Here is a 16824-nt window from a genome sequence, read left to right on the forward strand (position 1 = left end):
AAATCATTGTATAAATATTCGTTTATAGAGGTGCTACACATGGCAAAAAAATCAGTAAGACATATTAAAATAAGAGAAATTATATCTAATGAAAAAATTGAAACACAAGATGAATTGGTAAAGCGTTTAAATGAATATGAGTTAAATGTAACTCAAGCAACTGTTTCTCGTGACATTAAAGAATTACAATTAATTAAGGTACCTACACCTTCTGGTCAATATGTTTATAGTTTACCTAATGACAGAAAATATCATCCATTAGAAAAACTCGGTCGTTATTTAATGGATTCATTTGTAAATATTGATGGTACAGGTAATCTTTTAGTACTTAAAACATTACCTGGTAACGCTCAATCAATTGGAGCAATCCTAGATCAAATAGACTGGGATGAAGTGCTAGGCACAATTTGTGGTGATGATACTTGTTTAATTATATGCAGAGATGAATCTGCAAGCGAAAAAATTAAAACGCGTATCTTTAATTTACTATAAGTATAAGGAAGTGATTATGAATGCTACAAACCTTATCGATTAAACAATTCGCAATTATAGATGAATTAGAAGTGAATTTTGGTGATGGCTTAACTGTTTTAAGTGGTGAAACTGGTGCTGGTAAATCAATTATTATAGACGCAATTGGGCAACTCATTGGCATGCGTGCATCATCAAACTATGTTAGACACGGTGAAAAAAAAGCAGTGATTGAAGGTATCTTTGATATTGATAATAGTAAAGAAGCCATTTCAATACTTCATGATTTATCAATCGATATAGATGAGGACTTTTTATTAGTAAAAAGAGAAATATTCAGCTCTGGTAAGAGTATTTGTAGAGTTAATAATCAAACAGTTACTTTACAAGATTTGCGAAAAATAATGCAAGAATTGTTAGATATACATGGTCAACATGAAACACAAACATTATTAAAACAAAAATATCATTTACATTTATTAGATAGTTATGCAGAAAATACATATCAAACGTTACTTGAATCGTATGTTGATACTTTTGATAAATATAAAGCTAAGAAAAAAGAATTAGCCGATTTAGAGTCAGCTGATCAAGCATTATTACAAAGGTTAGACTTGTTGAAATTTCAATATGATGAATTACAAGAAGCGAATCTTATTGAAAACGAAGTCCCACAACTTGAAACTGATATCAAACGTATTCAAAATTCCGAAAGTCTAAGTTTAGCGTTAAACAATGCACATATTACATTAACGGATGAGCATGCTATTACAGACCGTTTATACGAATTGAGTCATCAATTACAATCAATCAGTGAAATTTTACCAGAAAAATACGATGAACTAAAAGAAGATGTCGACCAGTTTTATTACACACTTGAGGACGCTAAACATCAATTATATGATGATTTAACGAATACAGAATTTGATGAACAATATTTAAATGAATTAGAATCTAGGATGAATTTATTAAATAGTTTAAAGCGTAAATATGGTAAAGATATCAATGAACTTATTATGTATCAAGATAAAATGACTGACGAAATTAATAAGATTGAAAATTATGAAGAAAGTACAGCTCAATTACGTCAAGAAATAGATGATTTATATAAAAATGTTATGGAATTAGGGGAAAAGTTATCACAAGAAAGAAGAATTGTCGCTCAATCTTTGCGTAATCATATTGTAGATGAAATCCAAAACCTTCAGATGAACGATGCTAATTTAGAAATTTCATTTAAACCATTAGACACACCTAATCGAGAAGGTATAGAATTTGTAGAATTTTTAATCAGTCCAAATAAAGGCGAACCTTTAAAAAGCTTAAATAAAATAGCTTCTGGAGGAGAATTGTCCAGAATTATGTTAGCGTTAAAAACTATCTTTGTAAAAACTAGAGGCCAAACAGCCATTTTATTTGATGAAGTAGATTCTGGTGTGTCTGGTAAGGCTGCTCAAAAGATGGCAGAAAAAATGAAAGGTTTGGCTGAACACATTCAAGTGATATGCATCTCACATCTACCACAAGTTGCATCAATGAGTGATCATCATTTATTTATTAGTAAAAATACAGATGATGAAAGAACAACAACACAAGTTAAAGAATTGACAGGAGAAGAACGTATCGATGAAGTAGCGAGAATGATTTCAGGCGCTACTGTGACAAAATTAACCAAACAAAATGCTAAGGAAATGATAGAACAGAATCACAATTTATAATAAAAATTTAAATTCATTATTGCTATTTTTAGTGCTAGCTGAATTTGATAAATAATCAGTGAAGGATGTTGATTTTATGCGATTCCAACAATTAGTTGAACCATGTGAAACAATGACTGGAAATGTAGCGGTTTTATATGCAAATGATGAAAAAATGATAGCAGTATTAGTTAAAGCATTAAAATTAACTAACATTGATATTTTTATTTATGATACCCAAGACACTACGGAAATCATACGTTCTTTTGATTTAGAACCCCAAATCTTAAATAGGATTCATGTGCTAACATTTTCAAGTGATTACCAATTACTAAAGCAATGCTCAGAAGATTTATCACAAGGAAAAGTTACTGTTTTAATGAAAGGAAAAATGAAAGCCACATCAATGATTTCTTTTGTTTTAAGCAATAAAAACTTTATAGATCAATATGGCTTTTTAAATCATGTTGCGTGCTTTAGTATTCCTAATTATCACAAAACGTTAATGATTAGTGACGTTGCATATAATGTAGCTCCGACAATTGAAGAAAAAAAACAAATCATTAAAAATTTAACTACTTTCAGCAAAGCACTAGGTTATGATGAATTTAACATAGGTTTATTATCTTCAGTAGAACAAGCATCTAAAAAGATTTTGTCATCTATAGATGCTGAAAAATTAAAAAATATTTTCAATCGAACATCTGATACAGATGCGAAAATAGACGGACCCATTCTTTTTGATCATGCAATCAGTAAAAAAAGAGCAATTGAAAAAAATAATACATCTAGTATTGCTGGTAATGTTGATGCACTTCTAGTTTCCAATATAGATGTCGGGAGTGCATTGTTAAAATCTTTAACTTATTTTGGAAATGCTTCTGTTTCTAGTTTGTTACTCGGAGCAAAATTCCCTATTGTCTTCACATCGAGGACAGAAAGTAAACAAAATAAATTAAACTCTTTATTACTTGCTTTGAAATCACAAAATAAATTTAACTTCTAATTATATTTGAATTTTTACACTATTATTTAGGTTATTAATTTTATAATATTGAATTTTGATGTAAGATAGTAAAGGATATAAATTAATAGAAAACTATTTCTTTTGCGCTTGTATTTAAATAAAGGATGAAGCATACGATTTTTCTATAAAAGACTTATTGTAATCATTGTAACCATCAATATTTCATTATCTAGACAATTCTTTTAAAGTATAGAATTAAAGCATTTGAAAAATAAAGGATTTTAGAAATTTTAAAAACACGCATTGAAATCACTTTTAAAACTCAAAGGTGATTTTATTCGTATGTTTAAAATAATTAATATCAAACAAATTCATAAAAAATTTAAATTTTCTATGAATTTGTTTTTTATTGTATATTGATTTCAAATACTTTGCTAAATTTTTTGTTTAAATATGATTATTGACATAATACTAAGATTACAGTTAGGAGTAAAAATATGGCAGACGAAAAATATGATTTAGTAATTTTAGGTGGAGGTACTGCTGGGTATGTGTCAGCAATTAGAGCATCTCAATTAGGGAAAAAAGTTGCACTTGTAGAAAAGTCACTTTTAGGCGGCACATGTTTACATAAAGGATGCATACCAACAAAAGCACTTTTGAAATCAGCTGATGTATTAAGAACAGTAGCAAATTCGAGTGAATTTGGTGTAGATGTAGATGCATTTAAATTAAATTTTTCACGAATTCAAGCACGTAAAAACGAAGTTGTCCAACAAATGTTTAAAGGTGTTGAACAACTTATGAATCATAATAAAATTGACGTATTTAATGGGGTTGGACGAATATTAGGTCCATCTATTTTCTCACCTCAAAGCGGTACTATTTCAGTAGAATACGAAAATGGTGAATCAGAATTAATTCCAAATAATAATGTATTAATCTGTACCGGTTCATCTCCAATGACTTTACCCTTTTTACCATTTAATGGAAACACTGTGCTATCCAGTGACGATATATTAAAACTAGATAAATTACCCCAATCACTTGCGATCATTGGTGGAGGTGTCATAGGTTTAGAATTCGCATCTTTAATGACAGATTTTGGGGTTGAAGTAGCTGTCATAGAAGCAGGTAAACGAATCTTACCGACTGAAAGTAAATCCATCGCAAATACATTAAAAAATGGTTTAATACAGCGTGGTGTGAAATTTTATGAAAATACACAACTATCAAAAGAACAAGTTTCAATTGAAGACTCTGCTATCAATATTTTATTGAATGATGAAACGGCTCATTTTGAAAAATGCTTAGTCGCAATTGGTAGAAAACCCAATACAGATGATATTGGCTTAAATAATACAAAAATACAATTATCAGATGCCAATCATATAATGGTAAATGAATATCAACAAACTGAAGACAAACATATATATGCTGCAGGTGATTGTATCGGTAAATTACAACTCGCACATGTAGGTTCCAAAGAAGGCATAACAGCAATTGACCATATGTTTGATGCTTCACCAATATCAGTTGACTATGATAAAATGCCAAAATGTGTTTATACGCAACCTGAAGTTGCAAGTATTGGGCAAAATTTAGAACAAGCAAAATCTAAAAAGCTTAATGCAAAAGCCTTTAAAGTTCCGTTTAAAGCAATCGGCAAAGCTGTTATAGAAAATGTTACAAATCATGATGGCTTTTGCGAAATCATAATCGATCAGGATAATGATACTGTACTCGGACTTAATATGATTGGTCCACATGTAACAGAATTAATTAATGAAGTATCATTAATGCAATTTATGAATGGCTCCACGCTAGAACTTGGATTAACTACTCATGCTCATCCATCGCTGTCTGAAGTGTTAATGGAGTTAGGCTTAAAAGTTGAAAACAGATCGATTCATGTTTAAATAAGGAGGAAATAAGATGTTTGATTATAAATCAGTTGGACTTGAAGCGTCTGACTTACAAACCATGTATAAATGGATGGACTTAGGTCGTAAAATAGATGAGCGTATGTGGCTTTTAAACCGTGCTGGGAAAATCCCATTTGTCATAAGCTGTCAGGGGCAAGAGGCGACACAAATAGGTATGGCATATGCTATGCATGAGGGAGACATATCTTCTCCTTATTATAGAGATTTAGCGTTTGTAACTTATATGGGCATGACAGCATTAGACTCAATGTTAGCTGCATTCGGTAAACGTGATGATATAAATTCCGGTGGGAAACAAATGCCTTCTCATTTTGGAAAAAGAGAAAAAGGTATATTATCACAAAGTTCTCCAGTTGGCACACAAATATTACACGCTGTAGGTGCTGCTTTAGCATTAAAGATGGATAATAAGCCTAATATTGCTATGGCAACTGTGGGAGAAGGTAGTTCAAACCAAGGTGATTTTCATGAAGGTCTCAATTTTGCTGGTGTTCACAATCTTCCATTTATTTGCGTGATTGAAAACAACAAATATGCAATTTCAGTACCTGACACGCTACAATATGGTGCAGAAAAATTATCTGATCGCGCTATTGGTTATGGTATGCATGGTGAGCATGTCGATGGTAATGATCCAATAGCAATGTATAAAGTAATGAAAGAAGCACGAGAACGCGCATTGAATGGTGAAGGATCGACATTAATCGAAGCAATGTGTACAAGAATGACTGCACACTCATCAGATGATGATGACAAGTATCGTACACAAGAAGAACGTGATGGGTTAAAATCATTAGACTGCAACCTAAAATTCAAATCTTTTTTATTAGAAGAAGGTATCATTGATGAACAATGGTTGGATGAAATAGAAAAAGAACATAAAGAGATTGTAAATCAAGCAACAAAAGAAGCTGAAAAAGCTCCTTATCCATCACCAGAAGAAACTTACACATATGTCTACGAAGAAGGGGGCTTAAATAATGGCTAAATTATCTTATTTAGAAGCAATTCATCAAGGCCTAGACCAAGCAATGGAAAAAGACAATGACGTTTTTGTATTAGGTGAGGATGTTGGTAAAAAAGGTGGCGTGTTTGGTGTCACATTAGGTTTACAGAAAAAATATGGAGAAGCAAGAGTGTTAGATACACCACTTGCAGAATCGAATATTGTGGGTACTAGTATTGGTGCTGCTATGTTAGGTAAACGACCAGTTGCAGAAATTCAATTTGCTGAATATATTTTACCTGCAACGAATCAAATTATGAGTGAAGCAGCAAAAATGAGATACCGTTCTAATAATGATTGGCATTGTCCTATTACTATTCGATCTCCATTTGGTGGAGGCATACATGGTGCACTTTATCATTCACAAAGTGTTGAATCCATTTTTGCTTCTACACCGGGGCTCACAATTGTTATTCCGTCCACACCATATGATGCGAAAGGCTTATTATTAGCTTCAATCGAATCAAATGACCCAGTATTATATTTCGAACATAAAAAAGCTTATCGCTTACTTAAAGAAGAAGTGCCAGAATCGTATTATACAGTGCCGATTGGTAAAGCTGATGTTAAGCGTGAAGGCGACGATATTACTGTATTTACTTATGGACTATGTGTCAATTACTGTATTCAAGCAGCAGATATGCTTGCTGAAGATGATATAAATGTTGAAGTAGTTGATTTACGCACAGTCTATCCTTTAGATAAAGAAACGATTATTGAGAGAGCTAAATTAACAGGTAAGGTTTTATTGGTCACTGAAGATAACTTAGAAGGTAGTATCATATCTGAAGTCGCTGCAATTATTGCTGAAAATTGTCTGTTTGATTTAGATGCACCGATAATGAGACTTGCTGGACCAGATGTTCCTTCAATGCCATTTGCACCAACACTCGAAGATGAGTTTATGATTAATCCAGATAAGATAAAAATTAAAATGCGTGAACTCGCAGAATTTTAAGGAGGCACAATGATGGAAATAAAAATGCCTAAACTCGGAGAAAGTGTGCATGAGGGCACAATAGAACAATGGCTCGTTTCAGTAGGCGATACAGTAGAAGAGTATGACCCACTTTGTGAGGTTATTACGGATAAAGTAACTGCAGAAGTGCCTTCATCATACGCTGGTACAATCCGCGAAATTATCGTGGAGGAAGGTACAACAGTAGAAGTAGGTGAAGTAATTTGTTATTTGGATACTGAGGAAGAATTATCAAATGAAAATACCGATAATAATACTACAAATGAACAAAATGAATATACATCAAAAGCAACACAAACTATGGTTGATTCCTCAGATGTAAATGAAAGCACGACTGATGCGTCAGATAATCTTCCGAAAAATAACGGACGCTTTTCACCGGTAGTATTTAAACTTGCGTCTGAACATCAAATCGACCTTTCACAAGTAAAAGGGACTGGCTTTGAAGGTAGAGTAACCAAAAAAGATATAGAGAAAGTAATCAAAGAAGGTACTAATAAACTAGGCTCAGAAATCATCGCACCTAAAGACTCTCCTAAAGTCAATAAGCAAGTTCAATATAACGACCCAACTCCTGGCTCTGCGATTCCAGTAAATGGTGTCCGCAAACAAATAGCTGAAAATATGGTGAACAGTGTTAATGAAATCCCACATGCTTGGATGATGGTTGAGGCAGATGCTACAAACTTAGTTAAAACAAGAAATTATCATAAGAATAGTTTCAAAGAAAATGAAGGTTATAACCTCACTTATTTTGCGTTCTTTGTAAAGGCGGTTGCAGAAGGATTAAAAGCATATCCTTTACTCAATAGTAGTTGGCAAAATTCCGAAATAGTAATGCATAAAGATGTCAATATTTCAATTGCAGTAGCTGATGAAGAAAAATTATATGTTCCTGTAATCAAAAATGCAGATGAAAAATCCTTAAAAGGCATTGCTAGAGAAATAAATGATTTAGCTCAAAAAGCACGTAATAAAAAATTAAGGTCTGAAGATATGCAAGGTGGTACATTTACGGTCAATAATACTGGTACATTTGGCTCAGTATCATCTATGGGTATTATCAATCACCCAGAAGCCGCTATACTGCAAATTGAATCCATCATCAAAAAGCCCGTTGTTATTGATGATATGATAGCTATTAGACACATGGTTAATCTATGTATTTCTATTGATCATCGTATATTAGATGGTTTGCAAGCAGGTAGATTTATGAATTTCGTTAAGACAAGAATTGAGCAATACTCTATAGAAAACACAAGTATTTACTAGTTTTTATTGTATAAATAAATGCTAATTTATATGAAAATGGTAAGTTAGAAATCAAATTTGATTATTTTGATTTCTAACTTATTTTTTTAAAATAATTATTGTTCAAGCATTCCACGAAAAGTGAACTTACTTTCTCATTAAACACACATGTTGAACTATTGTCTATATATTAGTAAAATGAAATTAATAAATTGATAATGAAAGGTGATTTGAATATGGATTTAAATTTTGATTTATATATGAATGATGTAGTAAGCCAAGCAAGAAATGAAATTGAGGAAGCGGGTTATGAACAATTAACAACAGCAGATGAAGTTGATAAAGTGTTAAGTCAAGAAGGTACATCACTTGTTATGGTTAATTCAGTTTGTGGTTGTGCTGGTAGGATTGCTAGACCAGCAGCTACACATGCCTTACATTATGATAAATTACCAGACAGACTAGTGACAGTGTTTGCCGGACAAGACAAAGAAGCTACACAACAAGCAAGAGATTATTTTAAAGGATACGCACCATCAAGCCCATCATTTGCATTAATAAAAAATGGTGAAATCACACAAATGATAGAACGTCATCAAATCGAAGGCCATGATGTGATGGACGTTATTAATCAATTACAAAATTTATTTGATACTTATTGTGATGAAAGATAGAGGTTGACACCGATGATGCGATTAAATCCATATCGAATCGGATTTAGAACAATTAAAACTGCTGTAGGTATGGCACTAGGAATTATCATTGCTAAATTAATGGGATTAGATAATTTTGCTTCTAGTGCCATTTTAGTAGTGCTTTGTATTAAACATACCAAAGTGCATTCACTTCAAGCGATTATATCTAGATTTGTATCTTGTATATTAATCCTTATAATAGGGTCAATAGCTTTTAGTTACTTCGGTCAAAATGCTATTATTTTAGGTCTAATCGTATTATTTTTTATACCGCTCACTGTTGTATTCAAAGTACAGGAAGGCGTAGTTACAAGTTGTGTCATTTTGTTGCATGTATTTAATGCTGAAGTGATTGACATGCACTTGTTTATCAATGAAATTTTATTATTAATTGTAGGCCTTGGTATTGCATTCATAATGAATTTAATCATGCCTAGCCTAGACTTTAAACTTAAACAATATAAAGAAGAAATAGAAAATCAATTTACAACAATTTTTGAAACATTTAGTAATAATTGTAAAGAACCCAATGATTCATTAGATATTTCTTTCAACCAGTTACAACTTACGATTCAAAAGGCAAAATCAATTGCATTTAGAGATGTTAAAAATCATTTCGTACGTAATGAAAATTCTTACTATCATTATTTTGATATGAGAGAAGAGCAGTTAGAACTACTTGAAAGAATGTCTAAATTGATACAAAACATTGAAACGAAAGATACGCTGTTAACTAAAATCAGCAGTTTATTTTTGGAAGTGGCTCATAACGTAAATAGTAATGACTATACAGTGTTACGATTGCATTCTCTCTATGAAATTAAAATAGCGTTAGAGCAATTAGAGTTACCAAAAACACATGCTTCATTTAGAACTAGAGCAAGTATTAAACAACTACTCAATGAATTAGAAGAATATTTAGAAGTTAAATCACAATTTGGATCCTTAAAATTACATAAAGATACAAAATCAACAATTTTTTCATAGAAAGCATAAATAATAATCACCTTGGCCTAGGTAAGAGAATGACATCTATTTTCTTTATACCTAGGCCATTTTAATTTAAATTGTACAGAAAAAGAGCTTGTGATATAAAGTTCTTGGACTAGTGAAAAAAGACAATTTCTATTGAAATAACATAGAAATTGCCTTTTTCATTATTGTTTTGATTACGGTTGATGATATGATGTATTACCACGATGATGTTTGAATACATCGAATACATTTGCAGGGATAGTTTCAACGATTTCATTAACATGTCGTGTCAAACACATATAAATGCGACGTATTTTGGCGAGACGCTTGAGGGAACAGGACAAGCTGAAGACTACAGGCTGAAGCTGTCGCCTAAGAAAGTGATCCTACAATACGAAGTATGGATTAAAAAAGAAGCACTCAGATGAAATGAATTAAATCACCTAAATGCTATTTTTAACGGATTTATGTCTCAATCCGATAGACAAAAATTTTAAAAAGTTAAGTTTTGATTTTAATTCGTTAAAGGAACTATACTTGTTAAGATTAATGCAAGTACTACTGCTACCAACATAACCACAATTATAAATCTAAGCACTTTATTGTTATTCAATCTTTATTCCTCCATAATATATCCAATGCGTTTTATTAATCATTATTGTACTTTGAAGCATCCACAATAATTTTAAGTATCTTTATTTTATCAATGTATATTATAACATAACAAGTCTAACACGTATAAACATATTTGTTTTACTAAACTTTAAACTTATGTAAACTAAAATAAATTGTGATTATAGAAAAGGGGATAAATATGATAAATGAAAAACGTCTATTAGAGACATTTTTAACTCTCGTTCAAATTGATTCAGAAAGTGGAAATGAACAAACTATACAAAACCATTTAAAAAAATTGATGGAGCAACAAAATATAGATATCAGCGAAGACAAAGCGAGTATTCAAAATGAAGCATTAGGTGCTAATAATTTAATATGCACATTAAAGGCTACTCCAAATTTTGAGCATCTTGAGAAAATATATTTTACAAGTCACATGGATACAGTTGTACCAGGTCAAAAAATTGTACCAACTGTAAAAAAAGATGGATACATATACTCAGATGGAACTACAATTTTAGGCGCAGATGATAAAGCAGGTTTAGCAGCTATTATAGAATTTATCCGTGTCATTAACGAACAAAATTTGCCTCATGGTCAAATACAATTTATTTTAACTGTGGGAGAAGAAATAGGTTTAGAGGGTGCGAAAGCTATAGATAAAACTTTAGTAGATGCAAATTATGGCTTTGCGATTGATGCAAGTGTTCCAGTCGGTACAACAGTAGTAGGTGCGCCAACACAAATGAAACTGAATGCCACAATATTTGGAAAAACAGCACACGCCAGTACGCCTAACCATGGGATTAGCGCAATTAATGTAGCAGCAAAAGCAATTAGTGAGATGAACTTAGGTCGAATAGATGAATATACTACAGCTAATATCGGTCGCTTTGAAGGTGGATCAGCTACCAATATTGTGGCTGAAAAAGTAATATTAAATGCAGAAGCACGTTCGCATTCAGATGAAAGTATTATCAAACAAGTGAATCATATGAAATCTGTATTTGAAACAACTGCAAAAAAGTATCATTGTCATGCAGAAGTAGAAATCATCAAAAGTTATCCAGGGTTTAAAATTTCTGAAGATGCAACGGTTACTTCTATAGCAAAATCTAGCGCTTTATCTTTAGGTTTAGAAGCAAATACCGTCATTGCTGGTGGCGGATCAGATGGTAATATAATCAATCAACTTGGTATACCTACAGTCATTTTAGGTGTCGGTTATGAAAACATTCACACTACAGAAGAAAGAATATCAATTAAATCTTTAAATCAGTTAGCTAATCAACTTTTAAGTATCAACGATGTGGTTATTAAACAATCTATAAACTGATTAAGTGAATCTAAAGATACCTTTGTGATACAATGTACTAGAAAACTTTAATAAGAGAGGTTAGTTAAATGACACAACAAATAGGTGTAGTAGGTTTAGCCGTAATGGGTAAAAACCTTGCTTGGAATATTGAATCACGCGGATACAGCGTATCAGTTTTTAACCGTTCTTCAGAAAAAACAGATGAAATGGTAAAAGAATCTGAAGGAAAAAACATACATCCAACATATTCAATGGAAGAATTTGTAAATTCCTTAGAAAAACCCCGTAAAATTTTATTAATGGTAAAAGCAGGTACAGCGACAGACGCAACAATTGATACGCTATTACCATTATTAGATGATGATGATATTTTAATTGATGGCGGTAATACAAATTATCAAGATACAATCAGACGAAACAAAGCTTTAGCTGAAAGTGGTGTTAACTTTATTGGTATGGGTGTATCTGGTGGTGAAGTTGGTGCATTGACTGGACCTTCACTTATGCCTGGCGGACAAGAAGCAGCTTTTAATAAAGTGAGTCATATATTAGAAGCTATATCAGCAAAAGCAAAAGATGGTGCACCATGTGTAGCTTATATTGGTCCAAATGGTGCAGGTCATTACGTTAAAATGGTGCATAATGGTATAGAATATGCTGACATGCAATTAATTGCAGAAAGTTATGCAATGATGAAAGACTTGTTAGGTATGTCGCATAAAGATATTGCTCAAACATTTAAAGATTGGAATGCTGGTGAATTATCAAGTTATTTAATAGAAATTACTGGTGATATTTTCAATAAATTAGATGATGAAACGAATGGTCCATTAGTTGAACAAATATTAGATACAGCTGGCCAAAAAGGTACTGGCAAATGGACATCTATTAATGCTTTAGAATTAGGAATACCTTTAACAATTATCACTGAGTCAGTATTTGCTCGTTTTATTTCTTCAATTAAAGAAGAACGTGTAAATGCTTCAAAACAATTAAATGGACCAAATGCAAAATTTGAAGGTGATAAGGAAGCATTCCTTGAAAAAATCCGTAAAGCACTTTACATGAGTAAAATTTGTTCTTACGCACAAGGTTTTGCTCAAATGAGAAAAGCTAGTGAAGACAATGCATGGAACCTTCAACTTGGTGAACTTGCTATGATATGGCGTGAAGGTTGCATTATCCGTGCTCAATTTTTACAAAAAATTAAAGAAGCATATGATAATGATAGCGATCTACAAAACTTACTATTAGATCCTTATTTCAAAGATATCGTTACGAATTATCAAGAAGCTTTACGTGATGTTGTTGCAACAGGCGTACAAAATGGCGTTCCGACACCAGGTTTTTCTGCAAGTATTAACTACTATGATAGTTATCGTTCAGAAAATCTACCAGCAAACTTAATCCAAGCTCAACGTGATTACTTTGGTGCACATACTTATGAACGTAAAGATCGTTCTGGTATTTTCCATACACAATGGATTGAAGAATAATTTAGATATTTTATAATAGTCAGTTTTGAATAACTATCTTAGAAGACTTAAAAATTGTCAGATATATACACAATTCAGGCTTTAAAATATCTAATTTCATTAGAATAATTATATAATAACTTCAAATAATGGAGTGAAATTAAAACACTTTCGTTGAATTCATAATAAAAAATGAATTTATACGGAAGTGTTTTTCTCATATTATAAATACATAATAATTTCTACGTTTTGTAACCTACTGACGCGTAGTGGTGTGTTAAGAGATAGATACTACAGACTCGGATTATGTAAATCATATTCCTAGGCAAGCATGCATAGTCAAAATAGTAAGTATTTCCATAAAGTTATCTTAATATCTTAAACATGAGATTGCAGTTTCTCCCATTTCACTTGCTTTCGGATAATAATTATTAATATAAGTTACTCATTTTTTAACATTATATTGCTTTATCAATTATCTATATGCTTTTCAAAAATATTAAATACATTTATTTGTAAGCGATTGCGCTAAAATTTTGACTTTTATACGTACATTAATTAATCTATTAATATATGTGATTAAGTCTATTATATTTAATATTGTATTAACCTATGACAGTTTAAACATTGATACTATTTTTCATGCTATATTTATATGACATGATTGTTCATAGTTAAAATTTTAGATATAAATATTGATAGGATTTAACAAATTCAATACCTTTAGAGGGGGATGTATATGAAAAGGGAATGGTGGAAAGAAGCAATCGCTTATCAAGTTTATCCAAGAAGCTTTAATGATACTAATAGCGACGGTATCGGAGATTTAAAAGGTGTGATAGAAAAGTTAGATTACCTAGAGGATTTAGGAATTGATATTATCTGGCTTAGCCCAATGTATAAATCGCCAAATGATGATAATGGCTATGATATAAGTGACTATAAAGATATCATGGATGAGTTTGGAACAATGGACGATTTTGATCAATTATTAGATGAGGTACACCAAAGAGATATGAAGTTAATATTAGATTTAGTCGTTAATCATACATCAGACGAACATCAATGGTTTATAGAATCTAAATCAAGTAAAGATAACCCTAAACGTGACTGGTATATATGGAGAGATCCGAAACCAGATGGATCGGAGCCAAATAATTGGGAAAGTATATTTAATGGATCTACATGGGAATTTGATGAACAAACAGGTCAATATTATTTTCATTTATTCAGTAAAAAGCAACCAGATTTAAACTGGGAAAACCAAGAAGTCAGAAATGCTATTTTTGAAATGATGAATTGGTGGTTTAATAAAGGTATAGATGGTTTTAGAGTAGATGCTATAACACATATTAAAAAAACATTTGAAGCTGGTGATTTAAAACTACCAGAAGGAAAAGATTATGCGCCGGCTTTTGAAGTAGATATGAATCAGCCTGGTATACAAACTTGGTTACAAGAAATGAAAGATAAATCTTTAAGTCATTATGATATTATGACCGTAGGAGAAGCAAATGGTGTTAGTCCAGAAAACGCTGAACCTTGGGTAGGTGAGACAACGGGCAAATTCAATATGATTTTTCAGTTTGAACATTTAAGCTTGTGGAATTCAGGCGATGTTAAATTTGACGTCAATGCATATAAAAATGTACTCAATGAATGGCAAAAGAAACTTGAAAATGTTGGATGGAATGCATTGTTTATTGAAAATCATGATCAGCCAAGACGTGTGTCAACTTGGGGTGATGATACTCATTATTGGTTTGAATCTGCTACAAGTCATGCAGTCGTATATTTTTTACAGCAAGGCACACCATTTATCTATCAAGGTCAAGAAATTGGTATGACCAATTATCCATTTGATGATATTGAAACCTTTAATGATGTTGCAGTGGTCAATGAATACGAAATTGTCAAACAACAAGGTGGCGATGTCTCAAAACTATTAGATAAACATAAAAAAGAAAATAGAGATAATTCTAGAACGCCTATGCAGTGGAATAATTCTAACTTTGCAGGATTTTCAGATGTAACGCCTTGGTTTCCTGTAAATCCAAACTACAAAAACATTAATGTTGCACATCAACAAAAAGATCCAGATTCAATATTAAATTTCTATAAAGCTTTAATAAAGTTAAAAAAATCTCATGATGTTTTTACATATGGTGAATTTAATTTGGTTGATTCAAAAAATAACCAAATATTTGCATATACACGAGAATTAAATGATCAATATGTACTAATTGTTGGTAATTTAACAAATAAAAAAGCTGCATTATCCTTTGATGCAAGCTTCCTAGAAGAAAACATATTACTACATAACTACAAAAATAGCACGATTGATTTTGAAAATATTCAACCATACGAAGCATTTGTAATTAAACTTTAGAAACAATTATCTAGCAATTAAGATAATGATTAACAAACAAAAATATAGCGAGTAAGCAACTTATATAAAAATATGTTTGCTTGCTCGCTATATATTGTTTAAGCGTATTTTTATGGTTTTATTCTAATATGTCATATTGTTCTTGATCAACAGGCATCCATAATTGAACTTTAGTGAATGGATCATCGAATGAAATGTCAAATGGATAAACTTCAACGTACAAACTATTATGCTCATAGGGTAAAGTCATTTGAAGGCTAGTCTCTATATAATACCACGCTTCATTGACTACATAATCCATCTCACCTTGTAAATTAAATTTAGCATATTGTCTTTTAGGTAAGAAACGACTTTCAAGGTGCGCAGGATATCTTTCACTCGGTACGCCAACAAAAATTTCCATTCCATTATCAAGCGGACAATTAACCACAAAGAGTTCATGTGGACTCGTATCATTATATCGTTGTAATTCTTTAATTTTATCGTCAATTAATAAATCCTCTAAAAAATCAGGCACTTTAAAAGGGTTATCAATTTCTTCTGAATTTAAGAACTTAGCATAACCTACTAAAGATAAACCTTGTGTATCTTCCAAACGGTACGCATAAGGGGCACGTTCTGTAGTAGTAAGTTTAATATAAAGCCTTGATTGCAATTTTAATTCGTCTCGTTTTGTATTGACTTGAATAGGAGAAACACCATGAAAATCACTAAAATCATTAGCAAAATCATTAGCGTCTTTATAACTATACTTTTTTGCAACATCTACCAAGCGAGCTGAACCACTTAAAATGTCTTGTGCTGCTAAAGTCAACCTTCTTGACCTTGCATATTCTGTTGGTGATTGACCTACAATCATTTTAAATGATTGATCAATATGAAATGGTGAAAGACCAACGTAATCACTAAGTGCTTGCAAATGTAGAGGCTCTAGCAAATGATCTTCAATATATACAATTGCCTGTTGGATTTGCTTGATAACGTCCAAAACTTTCACTCCTAAATTATAACGAAATACAAATAATTATGTACCTCGT

The 16824-nt window shown here is 31.7% G+C and carries 13 protein-coding genes and 1 pseudogene; 12 read left to right on the forward strand and 2 right to left on the reverse strand.

The annotated features are described in order from the left end of the window. The first annotated feature begins 39 nt into the window (after positions 1 to 39). From ahrC to KA926_RS11025, 9 genes are all read left to right on the forward strand, one after another. The gene (gene ahrC, locus KA926_RS10985) at positions 40 to 492 is read left to right on the forward strand and encodes a transcriptional regulator AhrC/ArgR (RefSeq protein ID WP_019468379.1); all 453 of its coding nucleotides are present in this window, start codon (positions 40 to 42) and stop codon (positions 490 to 492) included. Positions 493 to 512: 20 nt separating this feature from the next. Beyond that, positions 513 to 2189: a DNA repair protein RecN gene (gene recN, locus KA926_RS10990; RefSeq protein ID WP_210144346.1), complete on the forward strand. Its 1677-nt coding sequence runs from the start codon at positions 513 to 515 to the stop codon at positions 2187 to 2189. Positions 2190 to 2265: 76 nt separating this feature from the next. Next, entirely contained in the window at positions 2266 to 3174 is a 909-nt protein-coding gene (locus tag KA926_RS10995) for a phosphate acyltransferase (protein WP_107385017.1), read from the forward strand. Between the two features lie 458 nt (positions 3175 to 3632). Next, entirely contained in the window at positions 3633 to 5054 is a 1422-nt protein-coding gene (lpdA, locus tag KA926_RS11000; protein WP_210144347.1) for a dihydrolipoyl dehydrogenase, read from the forward strand. A 16-nt stretch (positions 5055 to 5070) separates the two neighbouring features. Continuing rightward, complete coding sequence (locus KA926_RS11005) at positions 5071 to 6069, forward strand: thiamine pyrophosphate-dependent dehydrogenase E1 component subunit alpha (RefSeq protein WP_210144348.1); 999 nt, start codon at positions 5071 to 5073, stop codon at positions 6067 to 6069. Then, positions 6062 to 7045, forward strand: a complete 984-nt coding sequence (locus KA926_RS11010) for an alpha-ketoacid dehydrogenase subunit beta (RefSeq protein ID WP_210144349.1) — start codon at positions 6062 to 6064, stop codon at positions 7043 to 7045. The genes KA926_RS11005 and KA926_RS11010 overlap by 8 nt, the downstream gene beginning before the upstream one ends. 12 nt (positions 7046 to 7057) lie before the next feature. Beyond that, on the forward strand, positions 7058 to 8338 hold the full coding sequence (locus tag KA926_RS11015) for a dihydrolipoamide acetyltransferase family protein (RefSeq protein ID WP_210144350.1): 1281 nt from the start codon (positions 7058 to 7060) through the stop codon (positions 8336 to 8338). Positions 8339 to 8553: 215 nt separating this feature from the next. Next, positions 8554 to 8991 (forward strand): bacilliredoxin BrxB, encoded by a 438-nt coding sequence (gene brxB, locus KA926_RS11020; protein WP_210144351.1) that lies wholly within the window; start codon positions 8554 to 8556, stop codon positions 8989 to 8991. 12 nt (positions 8992 to 9003) lie between these two features. Further along, the gene (locus tag KA926_RS11025; RefSeq protein WP_210144352.1) at positions 9004 to 9999 is read left to right on the forward strand and encodes an aromatic acid exporter family protein; all 996 of its coding nucleotides are present in this window, start codon (positions 9004 to 9006) and stop codon (positions 9997 to 9999) included. 502 nt (positions 10000 to 10501) lie between these two features. Here the strand turns inward: KA926_RS11025 and KA926_RS11030 are convergent. Beyond that, a pseudogene (locus KA926_RS11030) lies at positions 10502 to 10591 on the reverse strand (hypothetical protein); the annotation flags it as partial. A gap of 210 nt (positions 10592 to 10801) precedes the next feature. On the opposite strand from KA926_RS11030, the gene KA926_RS11035 reads away from it, so the two are divergent. The 3 genes from KA926_RS11035 (at position 10802) to KA926_RS11045 (ending at position 15787) form a co-directional block, all read left to right on the forward strand. Next, positions 10802 to 11941 carry a M20/M25/M40 family metallo-hydrolase gene (locus KA926_RS11035; RefSeq protein WP_210144353.1) on the forward strand — a complete coding sequence of 380 codons (1140 nt, stop codon included), beginning with the start codon at positions 10802 to 10804 and terminating at the stop codon, positions 11939 to 11941. Positions 11942 to 12009: 68 nt separating this feature from the next. Further along, the gene (gene gndA, locus KA926_RS11040; RefSeq protein ID WP_107385326.1) at positions 12010 to 13419 is read left to right on the forward strand and encodes an NADP-dependent phosphogluconate dehydrogenase; all 1410 of its coding nucleotides are present in this window, start codon (positions 12010 to 12012) and stop codon (positions 13417 to 13419) included. Positions 13420 to 14137: 718 nt separating this feature from the next. Continuing rightward, positions 14138 to 15787, forward strand: a complete 1650-nt coding sequence (locus KA926_RS11045; RefSeq protein WP_210144354.1) for a glycoside hydrolase family 13 protein — start codon at positions 14138 to 14140, stop codon at positions 15785 to 15787. 118 nt (positions 15788 to 15905) lie between these two features. Here the strand turns inward: KA926_RS11045 and KA926_RS11050 are convergent, their stop codons facing one another. Beyond that, positions 15906 to 16775: an AraC family transcriptional regulator gene (locus tag KA926_RS11050; RefSeq protein WP_210144355.1), complete on the reverse strand. Its 870-nt coding sequence runs from the start codon at positions 16773 to 16775 to the stop codon at positions 15906 to 15908. Between the last annotated feature and the right edge of the window lie 49 nt (positions 16776 to 16824).

It is taken from the genome of Staphylococcus sp. GDY8P94P (assembly GCF_017892255.1).
GTDB lineage: Bacteria > Bacillota > Bacilli > Staphylococcales > Staphylococcaceae > Staphylococcus > Staphylococcus cohnii.

What these genes read in the sequence shown, in the direction of transcription:
- brxB (WP_210144351.1), top strand. Translation starts at nt 8,554, where the DNA reads ATGGATTTAAATTTTGATTTATATATGAATGATGTAGTAAGCCAAGCA.
- KA926_RS11045 (WP_210144354.1), top strand. Translation starts at nt 14,138, where the DNA reads ATGAAAAGGGAATGGTGGAAAGAAGCAATCGCTTATCAAGTTTATCCA.
- ahrC (WP_019468379.1), top strand. Translation starts at nt 40, where the DNA reads ATGGCAAAAAAATCAGTAAGACATATTAAAATAAGAGAAATTATATCT.
- KA926_RS10995 (WP_107385017.1), top strand. Translation starts at nt 2,266, where the DNA reads ATGCGATTCCAACAATTAGTTGAACCATGTGAAACAATGACTGGAAAT.
- KA926_RS11005 (WP_210144348.1), top strand. Translation starts at nt 5,071, where the DNA reads ATGTTTGATTATAAATCAGTTGGACTTGAAGCGTCTGACTTACAAACC.
- KA926_RS11015 (WP_210144350.1), top strand. Translation starts at nt 7,058, where the DNA reads ATGGAAATAAAAATGCCTAAACTCGGAGAAAGTGTGCATGAGGGCACA.
- KA926_RS11010 (WP_210144349.1), top strand. Translation starts at nt 6,062, where the DNA reads ATGGCTAAATTATCTTATTTAGAAGCAATTCATCAAGGCCTAGACCAA.
- KA926_RS11025 (WP_210144352.1), top strand. Translation starts at nt 9,004, where the DNA reads ATGATGCGATTAAATCCATATCGAATCGGATTTAGAACAATTAAAACT.
- KA926_RS11035 (WP_210144353.1), top strand. Translation starts at nt 10,802, where the DNA reads ATGATAAATGAAAAACGTCTATTAGAGACATTTTTAACTCTCGTTCAA.
- gndA (WP_107385326.1), top strand. Translation starts at nt 12,010, where the DNA reads ATGACACAACAAATAGGTGTAGTAGGTTTAGCCGTAATGGGTAAAAAC.
- lpdA (WP_210144347.1), top strand. Translation starts at nt 3,633, where the DNA reads ATGGCAGACGAAAAATATGATTTAGTAATTTTAGGTGGAGGTACTGCT.
- recN (WP_210144346.1), top strand. Translation starts at nt 513, where the DNA reads ATGCTACAAACCTTATCGATTAAACAATTCGCAATTATAGATGAATTA.